Consider the following 11,926-nt stretch of genomic DNA (forward strand, 5'->3'; position numbering starts at 1 on the left):
CCTCGCCGGCAAATCCGCCATTGCATGTTGCGGGTCCGGATAGCAGTCTGACACAGGCAGTCGATAATGAGAATCCGTCCATGACATCCAATCCCGCCTCCGTGGTCTCGGCCCGGAACCTCGGTTTGACGTTCGAGACCAGCGACGGTCCGGTCAATGCACTCACCGGCGTGAATCTCGACGTGGTCAAGGGCGACTTCGTCTCCTTCATCGGCCCATCCGGCTGCGGCAAGACGACGTTTCTGCGCGTCATCGCCGATCTCGAAAAGGCGACGGCCGGCACCATTTCCGTCAACGGCATGACGCCGGAGGAGGCCCGCCGGCAGCGCGCCTATGGCTATGTCTTCCAGGCGGCCGCCCTTTATCCCTGGCGCACGATCGAAAAGAACATCGCGCTGCCGCTGGAGATCATGGGCTACTCCAGCGAGGACCGGAAGGCGCGGATCGAGCGGACTCTGGAACTCGTCAACCTCTCGGGCTTCGGAAAGAAATATCCCTGGCAGCTTTCCGGCGGCATGCAGCAGCGCGCGTCGATTGCCCGGGCGCTGGCCTTCGATGCCGATCTCCTGCTGATGGACGAGCCCTTCGGGGCGCTCGACGAGATCGTCCGCGACCATTTGAACGAACAACTCCTCAAACTCTGGGCGCGCACCAACAAGACCATCTGTTTCGTCACCCACTCCATTCCGGAGGCGGTCTACCTCTCGACCAAGATCATCGTCATGAGCCCCCGCCCGGGCCGCGTCACGGACGTGATCGAATCGACGCTGCCGAGGGAACGGCCGCTCGGCATTCGGGAGACGCCGGAATTCCTTGAGATCGCGCATCGCGTGCGCGAGGGCTTGAGAGCGGGGCACAGCTATGACGAGTAGCCGCCGGACGGAGATGACCAAAGCCGAAGCGGCGATGTGGAACATGCTGCGCGACCTGCGTCCGACGACTGGCGGGAGAGCGTGACCATGCGCGAGGAGAGCTTCCTTAAGGACAAACTGCTTCCCGTCTCCACGGTCGTTTTCCTGTTGATCGCCGGCTGGTACGTCGCAGCGGTTTTCCTGAACGCACCTTTCGAAAGAGATACCGCCGCGCGTGCCGGCACCGAGATCGGCTTTTCCGAAATCCTCCGCAATACCATGGCCCAGGAACGCCCGGTGCTGCCCGCTCCGCATCAGGTGGTCGCCGAAATCTGGGATACGACTGCCAATAAGGCCATCACCTCGAAGCGCAGCCTCGTCTATCATGCCTGGATCACGCTTTCGGCCACTTTGCTCGGCTTCGGCATCGGCACGGTGCTCGGCGTGCTGCTGGCTGTCGGTATCGTCCACAACCGCGCAATGGACCGATCGCTCATGCCCTGGGTGATCGCCAGTCAGACGATCCCGATCCTGGCGATCGCGCCGATGATCATCGTCGTGCTCAACGCCATCGGGATTTCCGGCCTGCTTCCGAAGGCGCTGATTTCCACCTATCTTTCGTTCTTCCCGGTGGTCGTCGGCATGGTCAAGGGACTGCGCAGCCCCGAAACGATCCAGCTCGACCTGATGCACACCTATAACGCCTCGCCCGCCCAGGCCTTCTGGAAGCTGCGCTGGCCTTCGTCCATGCCCTATCTCTTCACCTCGCTGAAGGTTGCCGTCGCGATCTCGCTCGTCGGCGCGATCGTCGGCGAGCTGCCGACCGGCGCAGTTGCCGGGCTCGGAGCACGCCTGCTCGCCGGGTCCTATTACGGACAGACCGTGCAGATCTGGGCGGCGCTGTTCATGGCTGCGGCACTCGCCGCGGTCCTCGTCATGATCGTCGGCCTGGCGCATACGGCCGTCCTGAAGCGCATGGGGGCAAAACCATGAGTATTGCCGCTCTCGCCGGCGCCATCCTCTTCTGGCTCGCTGCCTGGGCCTTCAACGAATGGCTGGTCCGGCAGCAGTTCGCAAGCGACGCCGCAAACAACGCGGCACGACTTGCCGTGCCTCTCCTCTTCGGCATCACCATACTCGTCCTCTGGGAAGGTATCGTCCGCGGCTTCGCCGTCCCATCGGTGCTGTTGCCGGCGCCGTCGATGATCTGGCAGCGGCTGATCAACTCGCTGCCGACACTCGCGGCCGATTTCCGGCAGACCTTCCTGAAGTCCGTGCTGACCGGCTACGCGCTCGGCTGCGGCCTCGGCTTCGTCGTCGCAATCCTCATCGACCGTTCGCCCTTCCTGCAGAAAGGGCTGCTGCCGCTCGGCAATTTCGTCTCCGCCCTCCCCGTCATCGGTGTCGCCCCGATCATGGTCATGTGGTTCGGCTTCGACTGGCAGTCGAAAGTGGCGGTCGTCGTCATCATGACCTTCTTCCCGATGCTGGTGAACACGGTTTCGGGCCTTGCAGCCGCCAGCCACATGGAGCGCGATCTGATGCGCACCTATGCCGCATCCTGGTGGCAGACACTCGTCAAGCTCCGCTTGCCGGCCGCCTGGCCTTTTATTTTCAACGCTCTCAAGATTAACTCCACGCTGGCGCTGATCGGTGCGATCGTGGCCGAATTCTTCGGAACGCCCATTGTCGGCATGGGTTTCCGGATCTCCACGGAAGTGGGCCGCATGAACGTCGACATGGTCTGGGCCGAAATCGCCGTGGCGGCGGTGGCTGGCTCCGTCTTCTACGGGGTGGTCGCGCTCATCGAGCGCGCGGTCACGTTCTGGCATCCGTCCATCCGCAGTGGGCGAGCCTAGAGCACTTCCAGGAAAAGTGTGTAACGGTTTTCCGTCCGGAAGTGCGTTGGACCAAAGGGTTGGAGCATTTCAGTGTTTCCATGAAACATTGAAATGCTCCAGGGCACTTCCGGGAAAATGCGTAATGGCCTTCCCGGCCGAAATGCGTAGTTTCAAAGTGTTAGAACGACAAGGCAACGATAAGAGGGAACTGAAATGAACAAGAAACTTGGAATTCTGCTGGCAGCGAGCGTCTTTTCGCTTGCCGCTTTCCACGCCAATGCCGCCGAAAAGGTCACGCTGCAGCTGAAGTGGGTGACCCAGGCGCAGTTCGCCGGCTACTACGTGGCGAAGGACAAGGGCTTTTACGAGGAAGAGGGCCTCGACGTCGAAATCAAGCCCGGCGGACCGGATATCGCTCCGGCGCAGGTGATCGCCGGCGGCGGCGCCGACGTCATCGTCGACTGGATGCCATCCGCCCTCGCCACGCGCGAAAAGGGCGTGCCGCTCGTCAATATCGCCCAGCCCTTCAAGACATCGGGCATGATGCTCACCTGTCTGAAGGAATCCGGGGTGAAGGGTCCCGAAGACTTCAAGGGCAAGACCCTCGGCGTTTGGTTCTTCGGCAACGAATATCCGTTCCTCTCCTGGATGTCGCATCTGAAGATCCCGACGGATGGCGGACCGGATGGCGTGACCGTGCTGAAGCAGGGGTTCAACGTCGATCCGCTGATTCAGAAGCAGGCCGCCTGCATCTCCACCATGACCTACAACGAATACTGGCAGGTCATCGATGCCGGCATCAAGCCGGAGGATCTGGTCACCTTCAAATACGAGGACCAGGGCGTCGCCACGCTCGAAGACGGCCTCTACGTGCTCGAGGACAAGCTCAAGGACGAGGCCTTCAAGGACAAGATGGTGAAGTTCGTCCGCGCCTCGATGAAGGGCTGGAAATATGCCGAGGAGAATCCGGACGAGGCGGCCGATATCGTGCTCGAGAACGACTCGACCGGCGCGCAGACGGAAAAGCACCAGAAGCGCATGATGGGCGAAGTCGCCAAGCTGACTGCAGGATCCAGCGGGGCGCTCGACGAGGCGGATTACAAGCGCACCGTCCAGTCGCTGCTGGCCGGCGGCTCCGACCCGGTCATTTCCAAGGAGCCGGAAGGCGCCTGGACCCACGAGATCACGGACGCGGCGCTGAAATAAGGCGCCGCATGACATTCAGGAGCGCGTGGGTCTCGCCGCGCGCTCCTTATGCGGAGGCGTGCCGCTTGCCGCGAACTCGCACCCGTGGTCAAAGGTCGCAGCGTTACTCCTCGGAGAAGCGCACCGACCAGCGCCCGCCCGCGCCACAAAGGCTCGATTCCAATGGCTTGGCGTGGCGGGTCCGCTGTCGAACGGCGAAAATCGCTCACCACGCTGTGGTTGTTAAGACTACCTTCAGGTTGCACCCGTATTGCATCCGAAGACGCATGACAGTAGAAATAGTGAGGCACCATTGCTTCGCCGCTCTTGTAAGCATTTGCTCCGGCGACTACATAGGCCGGAACGTTTGACTGGAGGGCAAGCGAATGGAGGAATCTTTATTTCTTTAGGATTGCCCATCAGGGAATTTTCTTCCCATCCGGTGCCTGTGGCTTGAAACCGCTGCCCGGGCAGCGATTCAAAATGCTGCAGCGGTCCTTGCGCGTCCGAAAAGACGCGCGGCGCTGTAGGTGAAATAGCGTGATTGCGGCCGGATATTCGCCCCCGCGCGGGCGTGATCGGGCACGTGTGCTTCAGCTTCGGGAAAACAGGCCTATGGCTCAGAAACTCCTGCCTCTCATCGGCGCTTGTGCAGCGATGCTCCTGTCCGCGCTTGTGAGCGCTTCGGCCGAAGAGGCCGCCAAGCCGCCGCAAAAACAGGCGCCGCCCTCCATCGTCGTGACCGAAGCGACGAAGCGTGCGATCACCGACCGCGTCATCGCCACCGGTTCCATCGAGGCGGTGGAGGAGATCTATGTCTCTCCCCTGGTGGATGGCCTCGCCATACGGTCGCTCAATGTCGACGTCGGTGACCGGGTGGAAAAAGGCAGCACGCTGGCCACCCTCAACCAGGACGCCCTGCTTCTGCAAAGAAGTCAGCTCGAAGCCAACCTCGCAAAGACCGAGGCATCGCTCGCCCAGTTGCACGCCCAGCTTGCCGAAGTGACGGCCAATTCGGAAGAGGCGACGCGCGTCGCGAACCGTGCTGTGCAGCTGTCGGAAAACGGTACGGTCTCGACTGCCGAGGCCGACCGCTTGAAAGCGCTTGCCGCAGCGGGCCGCGCACGCGTCCGCTCGGCGGAGCAGTCGGTGAGCGTCGCAACGGCAGATATCAAGGTAGTGCAGGCCCAGATAGACGACGTCGACCTGCGTCTTGCACGGACCGCCGTGAAGGCGCCGGTGAGCGGCGTCGTCTCGCGAAAGAACGCCAAGGTCGGTGCGATCGCCAGCGGCAGCGGCGAGCCGCTGTTCGCGATCATTCGCGACGGCGAAATCGAGATGTGGGCCGATGTCGCCGAGTCCGATGTGATCAAGCTTGCCGTGGGGCAGACCGCAACAGTCAAGCTTGCCGGCAGCACCACCACGATCGAGGGGAAGATCCGCCTGATCGCCCCTACGGTCGACCCGCAAACGCGCCTCGGCACGGTGCGTATCAGCCTGACCGACGCGTCCAAGGCGCGCGCGGGCATGTATGCCAGCGCGGTGATCGTGGCGGAGCAGAAGGAAACGGTGGTTTTGCCGCAAACGGCCGTTACATCGGAAGACGGCAAGTCCATCGTCCGCAAGGTAGAAGACGGTGTCGTGCGCCTGGTACCTGTCGAAACGGGCATCCAGGACGGACAATTCATCGAGATACTCTCCGGCATCGAACCGGGTGAACAGGCGGTGGCGAAGGCCGGTGCCTATGTGCGCGATGGCGACCGCATCAATCCGGTCGAATCCGCCGAGCCGGCAACCAACTGACGGGAACATGAGACCATGAATTTCTCCGCCTGGTCTATTCGCAATCCGGTCGCGCCCATCCTGGCGTTTTTCGTGCTCGTGGTGCTCGGGTGGCAGTCGTTCAATTCGCTGCCCATCACCCGCTTCCCGAACATCGACGTGCCGATCGTTTCGATCGCCGTCACGCAGAGCGGTGCGGCGCCCGCCGAACTGGAAACCCAGGTCACCAAGGAGATCGAGGACGCGGTCGCCGGCGTCTCCGGCGTCGACCATATCGAGTCGACGATCACCGACGGCATTTCGACGACCGCCGTCATCTTCCGCATGGAAGTCCCGACGACGCAGGCCGTGCAGGATGTCAAGGATGCCATCGACCGCATCCGCAGCGATCTTCCGACCTCGATCGAAGAGCCGATCGTTTCCAAGGTCGACGTGGAAGGCCAGGCGATCCAGACATTTTCCGTCTCGTCGCCGGGCATGACGCTGGAAGAGCTCTCCTGGTTCGTCGACGACACGATCAAGCGCGCCATCCAGGGCCAGACCGGCATCGGCCGTGTCGACCGCTACGGCGGCTCCGACCGCGAAGTCCGGGTCGAGCTCGATGAGGACCGCCTGAATTCCTTTGGCATCAGCGCCGCCGACGTCAACGCCCAGCTTCGCCGGATGAACATGGACCTCGGTTCCGGCCGCGGCCAGGTCGGCGGCAGCGAACAGGCGATCCGCACATTGGGCGACACGCGCGACGTAACGGCGCTGGCGAGTACGATGATCTCGCTGCCGAACGGCCGCTTCGTCCGTCTGTCGGAACTCGGCAATGTCATCGACACCTATGAGGAGCCGAAGTCGTTCTCCCGCTTCAACGGGCAGCCCGGCGTCACCTTTGCCGTGTTCCGCGCCAAGGGGGCGAGCGAAGTGTCGGTCGCGGAAACCGTCGGCAAGACGCTCGATGAAATCCGGGCAAAGCACCCGGACGTCTCCATCGAGATGGTGGACGATTCGGTCTACTTCACCTACGGCAATTACGAGGCGGCGATTCATACGCTGATCGAGGGCGCGCTGCTCGCCGTCATCGTCGTGATGCTGTTCCTGCGCAATTGGCGCGCGACCTTGATTTCGGCGGTCGCACTGCCGCTCTCGGCGATCCCCACCTTCTGGGTGATGGAACTGCTCGGTTTCTCGCTGAACCTCGTCAGCTTCCTGGCGATGACGCTCGCGACGGGTATTCTCGTCGACGATGCGATCGTGGAGATCGAGAACATCGAGCGTCATATCCGGATGGGCAAGTCGCCTTACCGCGCAGCGATCGAGGCTGCGGACGAGATCGGCCTTGCGGTGATTGCCACCACCTTCACGATCATCGCCGTCTTCGTGCCCGTATCCTTCATGCCGGGCATTCCGGGACAATACTTCATCCAGTTCGGCCTGACGGTCGCCGTCTCGGTGTTCTTCTCGCTCCTGGTCGCCCGCCTGATCACGCCGGTCATGGCGGCCTATCTGATGAAGCCTTCGGATGCCAGCGGGCATCATGATGATGAAGGCTTCATGATGCGCCAGTACACGCGCCTCGTACGCTTCACCACGAAACGCTGGTACACGCGCTACTCCACGCTGCTCGTCGCCATCCTGCTCTCGGTCGGTTCGGTGGTCGCGCTGCTCGTCTTCGTCCCGGGCAGCTTCCTGCCGCCGGAAGACAGCTCGCGCGTAAGCCTGTCGATCGAACTGCCGCCGGACGCAATGCTCGCGGATACGGACCGGACCACCACCGAGATCTACAATCGCGTCAAGGATATCGACGGCGTGGAAAACGTCTTCGTACTCGGCGGCGCCTCGCCCAAGGGCGACCTCGAGCTGCGACGCGCTGCCGTCACGGTGCTGCTCGAGAAGCTCGATCATTCGCTGATCAACAAGGTCGTTAACGACGTGATCGGCCGCACTCCGCTGATCGGCGAATACCTGCCGAAGCTGCCCCCGGCCGGGCGGATCAAACCGCAATCCGAGATCGAGAGGGAAATCTTCGCCCGATTGCGATCGATTCCCGATGTCCGCGTCACCAAGCTCAACGATCGCGGCGAACGTGACCTGTCGTTCAACCTGCTTTCCAACAACGAGGAGGATCTCGACAAGGCGGTCGCCACCCTGGAAGCGGATCTGCGCCGAGACCCGCTGCTTGCCAACGTCAGCCCCGAGGGCGCGCTGCCCCGACCGGAACTGCAGATCCGGCCCCGCGACGACCAGATGTCGCGCCTTGGCATTACGACGGCGCAGATCTCCGAGGTGATCCGCATCGCCACGATCGGCGATATCGACGCGCAGTTGGCGAAGATCGCGCTCGACGGGCGCCTGATCCCGATTCGGGTGCAGCTCGACCGTGATTTTCGCACCGACCTGGCGGCGATCCGCAACCTGAAGGTCCGGACGGCATCCGGAGCGACCGTGCCGCTGTCGAGCGTCGCGGACATCAATTATGCGGAAGGGCCGAGTTCCATCAAGCGCTACGACCGCTACCGCGTCGTCAAGCTCGGCGCCGATCTGCCCGCCGGCGTGGCGCTCGACACGGCATCGGCCCGCTTCAGAGAAATCGCCGCCGACGCCGATCTGCCTGCGACGGTCCAGTTCCTCGAAAGCGGCGACGCCGAGGTGCAGGCCGAGATGCAGGAGAGCTTCGGCAACGCCATGCTGCTGGGTCTGATGATGGTTCTGGTCGTGCTCATCCTCCTGTTCAAGGATGTGATACAGCCTTTCACCATCCTGTTCTCGCTACCGCTCGCGATCGGCGGCGTGGCAGCCGCCTTGATCCTCACCCAGAACGCGCTGTCCATGCCGGTGCTGATCGGTATCCTGATGCTGATGGGCATCGTCACCAAGAACGCTATCCTGCTCGTCGACTTCGGCATCGAGATGATGCATCACGGCATGGACCGGACGCTTGCCATGATCGAGGCGGGACGGAAGCGGGCCCGTCCGATCGTCATGACATCAATCGCCATGTCCGCGGGCATGCTGCCCTCGGCGCTGGGCGTCGGCGAAGGCGGTTCCTTCCGTGCACCGATGGCGATCGCCGTCATCGGCGGCATTATCGTCTCGACGGTCCTGAGCCTCGTCGTGGTTCCGTCCTTCTTCCTGATCATGGACGACCTGTCGCGTCTCCTCGCCTGGGCTTTCGGCCGCTTCATCGGCAAGAAGGACGAGGAAGAACCGCCGCTCGACCAGGAGGCGCTGAGCAAGCTTGCCGCCGAACAGGGCAGCACGATCGAGAGCCTCGAAGAGCGCATCAAGGCGCTCGAAGACGAGAAGCGCCGCAAGTCCGACGGCAAGGTCATCAGCCATCCGGCGCTGGCCGCGGAATAGGACGAGAGCTGCGCCGGGGGGTGCTCTCCTCAGAGTCCCCCGTGCACCGTCAGGAATTCGACGATCCGCTCCACCCCGTCGCCGCGTTTCATATCCGAGAACACGAACGGCTTTTCGGCTCGCATCCGTGCCGCATCGCGTTCCATGACCCCGAGGTCGGCACCGACGTAAGGGGCGAGATCCTTCTTGTTGATCACCAGCAGATCGGACCTGGTGATTCCCGGTCCGCCCTTGCGCGGAATTTCCTCGCCCTGGCAGACCGAGATCACATAGATCGTAAGATCAGCGAGATCGGGCGAGAAGGTCGCTGCCAGATTGTCCCCTCCCGACTCGATGAAGACGACATCGAGATCGGGAATGCGGCGGTTGAGATCGGCAATCGCCTGAAGATTGATCGACGCATCCTCGCGGATCGCCGTATGGGGGCATCCGCCCGTCTCGACCCCGACGATCCGCTCCGAAGGCAAGGCCTGCATACGCACCAGCGCTTCGGCATCTTCCTTGGTGTAAATGTCGTTCGTGACCACCGCGACGGAGTATTTCTCCCGCATGGCCTTGCAGAGCTTGTCGGTAAGTGCCGTCTTTCCGGACCCGACCGGACCGCCGATACCGATGCGCAGAGGACCGTTTTTCGATGGCATCCCTTCTATCCTTTCGAAGTCCGTCCGTCGTTCCGTTAAGTGCGGAACAATCGTGAATGCAAGATCTCGTGTCGCAGCGAGGCAATGTCGGCGATGATCGTCGCGGCGCCAAGATCATCGAGCGAGGCGCGCGCGGCGCGCTCTGCCGCCGCCCCTATCGTCCCCTCCATACGCGCAAGCATGCCGACCCCGTCGCGCTGGCCGGTAACGCCGCAGCGGATAGCCACCGACACCGCGTTCGATATGGTGGCGTTGAGAAAGGCGGCGAGCGCCGCTTCGAGGCCGGTAGAGTGCGCTCCGGCGACCGCGCCGACCGCCACCGGATAGGCGGCTCTCCCGCCGGGGAATTTAAGGGCCGCGTGCGGCCAGTGGCCGGCGGCGGCCAGGAACGCCTCGCCGAGGAGCATGGTTTCCATGTGCCGCTCGCGCGATCCGGCAAGCGCCTCGGCCAGTTCCGATGCCGCAATCAACCGCGCGGCATCGTCATATGCACGGTAACCTTCCGCCAGAAGCAGCGCGTCGTTCCACGTCGTGCCGTGATCCAGGAGCGTTTCGCACCAGAGCCGCAAATCGTCGGCACCGGTGACAAGCCCGTCATGAATGGCTTGCTCCAGACCGCCGGAATAGGAGAAGGAGCCGACGGGAAAGGCGGGCGAGAGCCAGGTAACGAGACGCAGGAGCGACTGCGTATCGGCATTCTCAGCCATGACGGTGGTGATCGCCGTGACCGTGCTGGTGATAGGCGCCGTGCAGGGGATGAAAGGGCTCGATCACGTCATCGACGGTGGCGCCCAAGCCCTCCAGCATGGCGCGAATGACCGGGTCGCGGGCTATCAGAATCCGTCCCTCTTCCACCGCCGCCGGCAGGTGCCGGTTGCCGAGATGCCAGGCAAGCTCTATCAGATGCAGCGCGTTTCGCGCGCGGATGTCGTAAAGCGCCTCCGCTGCCGCCTTCACCTCGATATGGCCGCCTCCCTCGAGCACCAGGAGATCGCCATCGGCGAGCATCACGGGCTCCTTGAGATCCAGCATCACCACCTCGTCGTTGTCGAGGTGCAGGAGCTTGCGGCGCAGATGGCGCTGCTCATGCGTCAGGGTCAGGCGATGGAGCGGCGCCCTCTCGCCCGGACCGGGCGAACGAACTTCGGTCGAGCGATAGGGCACGTCAGACCACCTCGATCTTTTCCGGATGCACGATCTCGACGCGGGCGCTCGCCAGCAGGCTTGCCGCCGCCGTCTGAAAGGCCATCAGATGCGGTTCGGCGAAATGGGCATCGATAGCTGCCCTGTCCTTCCATGTTTCCACGAACACCAGCGCATCGGGATCCGTGGGCTTGCGATAGAGCTCATAGCTGACGCAACCGGCCTCTTTCAGCGTCGCCTGGATCAGCGGCTTCGTCAGCGCCACGATCTCGTCGCCCTTGCCCGCATGCGCCGTCAGATATGCGATAATGTAAACCATGAATTTCTGCATTCCCCTTGCCGGTGAAAGAGGAAACGTGCGCGGGTCGCGCCCCCACATCCGCTTCCTCTTGGAAGTCTTCACTGTAGCGAGAAAAAGCCCCGGCACCAGCAAGAAGGCGAAAATCGCGTGGATTTTCAGGAACCTGCTTGCGGCAGCCGGGGCTTTATCGATTCGGTAGAATCGGGATCAGGCGGCGAGCTTCTTGGATTTCAGCGCCGCGAGAATGTTCTGCGGCGAGGAGACACCGTAGGGATCGCTGTCGCAATTGTCGGAGTAGCCTTCCTCTTCGAACCACTGCTCGACAACGCCGTTGTTGACGACGGCGGCATAGCGCCAGGAGCGCATTCCGAAGCCGAGATTGTCCTTGGCGACGAGCATGCCCATCTTGCGGGTGAACTCGCCCGAACCGTCCGGAATGAGCTTGACGTTCTCGAGGCCCTGCGATTTGCCCCAGGCGTTCATCACGAAGGCGTCGTTGACGGAGACGCAGTAGATCTCGTCGATCCCGAGACCCCGGAATTCGGAGGTGAGCTTTTCGAAGTCCGGCAACTGGTAGGTCGAGCAGGTCGGGGTGAAAGCACCCGGCAGCGAAAACAGCACGACGCGCTTGCCGGCGAAATAGTCGTCCGAGGTAACGTCCTGCCAGCGGAACGGATTGGAACCGCCGACGGACTCGTCGCGGACGCGGGTGCGGAAGGTTACAGCGGGAACTTTTCTGCCGAGCATCATCATCTCCTAAAAACTGGCTGCCGGCGGCGCAGTCTTGGGAGGACAGACGCACCGGCGAAATCGAGTGCCCTTCCTAACGAAATT

11 protein-coding genes are annotated in these 11,926 nt (G+C 62.6%); 6 read left to right on the plus strand and 5 right to left on the minus strand.

The window, feature by feature from the left end; genetic code table 11:
• Window positions 1–80 precede the first annotated feature (80 nt).
• From BHD07_RS20000 to BHD07_RS20025, 6 genes are all read left to right on the plus strand, one after another.
• Window positions 81–872, plus strand: coding sequence for an ABC transporter ATP-binding protein (locus BHD07_RS20000; RefSeq protein ID WP_026168675.1), 792 nt, complete (start codon window positions 81–83; stop codon window positions 870–872).
• 87 nt (window positions 873–959) lie between these two features.
• Window positions 960–1,844 carry an ABC transporter permease gene (locus tag BHD07_RS20005; protein ID WP_100671895.1) on the plus strand — a complete coding sequence of 295 codons (885 nt, stop codon included), beginning with the start codon at window positions 960–962 and terminating at the stop codon, window positions 1,842–1,844.
• A complete protein-coding gene (locus BHD07_RS20010; protein ID WP_018095743.1) occupies window positions 1,841–2,710 on the plus strand; it encodes an ABC transporter permease in 870 nt (289 codons plus the stop codon). Before BHD07_RS20005 ends, BHD07_RS20010 begins: the two co-directional genes overlap by 4 nt.
• Window positions 2,711–2,905: 195 nt before the next feature.
• A complete protein-coding gene (locus BHD07_RS20015; protein WP_100671896.1) occupies window positions 2,906–3,898 on the plus strand; it encodes an ABC transporter substrate-binding protein in 993 nt (330 codons plus the stop codon).
• Between the two features lie 594 nt (window positions 3,899–4,492).
• Window positions 4,493–5,680: an efflux RND transporter periplasmic adaptor subunit gene (locus BHD07_RS20020; RefSeq protein WP_100671897.1), complete on the plus strand. Its 1,188-nt coding sequence runs from the start codon at window positions 4,493–4,495 to the stop codon at window positions 5,678–5,680.
• Window positions 5,681–5,695: 15 nt separating this feature from the next.
• Window positions 5,696–9,007 (plus strand): efflux RND transporter permease subunit, encoded by a 3,312-nt coding sequence (locus BHD07_RS20025; RefSeq protein WP_100671898.1) that lies wholly within the window; start codon window positions 5,696–5,698, stop codon window positions 9,005–9,007.
• A gap of 29 nt (window positions 9,008–9,036) precedes the next feature.
• On the opposite strand, the gene ureG is transcribed toward BHD07_RS20025, so the two are convergent.
• The 5 genes from ureG to BHD07_RS20050 all read right to left on the minus strand — a co-directional run bounded on the left by ureG (window position 9,037) and on the right by BHD07_RS20050 (window position 11,839).
• Window positions 9,037–9,648, minus strand: coding sequence for an urease accessory protein UreG (gene ureG / locus BHD07_RS20030; RefSeq protein WP_003525604.1), 612 nt, complete (start codon window positions 9,646–9,648; stop codon window positions 9,037–9,039).
• Window positions 9,649–9,683: 35 nt separating this feature from the next.
• On the minus strand, window positions 9,684–10,355 hold the full coding sequence (locus tag BHD07_RS20035; protein ID WP_338282807.1) for an urease accessory protein UreF: 672 nt from the start codon (window positions 10,353–10,355) through the stop codon (window positions 9,684–9,686).
• The gene (gene ureE, locus BHD07_RS20040; protein WP_100671900.1) at window positions 10,348–10,812 is read right to left on the minus strand and encodes an urease accessory protein UreE; all 465 of its coding nucleotides are present in this window, start codon (window positions 10,810–10,812) and stop codon (window positions 10,348–10,350) included. Before ureE ends, BHD07_RS20035 begins: the two co-directional genes overlap by 8 nt.
• Before the next feature lies 1 nt (window position 10,813).
• Entirely contained in the window at window positions 10,814–11,170 is a 357-nt protein-coding gene (locus BHD07_RS20045) for a putative quinol monooxygenase (RefSeq protein WP_198516700.1), read from the minus strand.
• Window positions 11,171–11,299: 129 nt separating this feature from the next.
• On the minus strand, window positions 11,300–11,839 hold the full coding sequence (locus BHD07_RS20050) for a peroxiredoxin (protein ID WP_100671901.1): 540 nt from the start codon (window positions 11,837–11,839) through the stop codon (window positions 11,300–11,302).
• Window positions 11,840–11,926: the final 87 nt, after the last annotated feature.

Source organism: Sinorhizobium sp. KGO-5 (assembly GCF_036245905.1).
Lineage (GTDB): Bacteria > Pseudomonadota > Alphaproteobacteria > Rhizobiales > Rhizobiaceae > Sinorhizobium > Sinorhizobium meliloti_A.

Excerpts from the sequence above, each read along its gene's own strand:
- BHD07_RS20000 (WP_026168675.1), top strand. The coding sequence starts at position 81 with ATGACATCCAATCCCGCCTCCGTGGTCTCGGCCCGGAACCTCGGTTTG.
- BHD07_RS20005 (WP_100671895.1), top strand. The coding sequence starts at position 960 with ATGCGCGAGGAGAGCTTCCTTAAGGACAAACTGCTTCCCGTCTCCACG.
- BHD07_RS20010 (WP_018095743.1), top strand. The coding sequence starts at position 1,841 with ATGAGTATTGCCGCTCTCGCCGGCGCCATCCTCTTCTGGCTCGCTGCC.
- BHD07_RS20015 (WP_100671896.1), top strand. The coding sequence starts at position 2,906 with ATGAACAAGAAACTTGGAATTCTGCTGGCAGCGAGCGTCTTTTCGCTT.
- BHD07_RS20020 (WP_100671897.1), top strand. The coding sequence starts at position 4,493 with ATGGCTCAGAAACTCCTGCCTCTCATCGGCGCTTGTGCAGCGATGCTC.
- BHD07_RS20025 (WP_100671898.1), top strand. The coding sequence starts at position 5,696 with ATGAATTTCTCCGCCTGGTCTATTCGCAATCCGGTCGCGCCCATCCTG.
- ureG (WP_003525604.1), bottom strand. The coding sequence starts at position 9,648 with ATGCCATCGAAAAACGGTCCTCTGCGCATCGGTATCGGCGGTCCGGTC.
- BHD07_RS20035 (WP_338282807.1), bottom strand. The coding sequence starts at position 10,355 with ATGGCTGAGAATGCCGATACGCAGTCGCTCCTGCGTCTCGTTACCTGG.
- BHD07_RS20045 (WP_198516700.1), bottom strand. The coding sequence starts at position 11,170 with ATGTGGGGGCGCGACCCGCGCACGTTTCCTCTTTCACCGGCAAGGGGA.
- BHD07_RS20050 (WP_100671901.1), bottom strand. The coding sequence starts at position 11,839 with ATGCTCGGCAGAAAAGTTCCCGCTGTAACCTTCCGCACCCGCGTCCGC.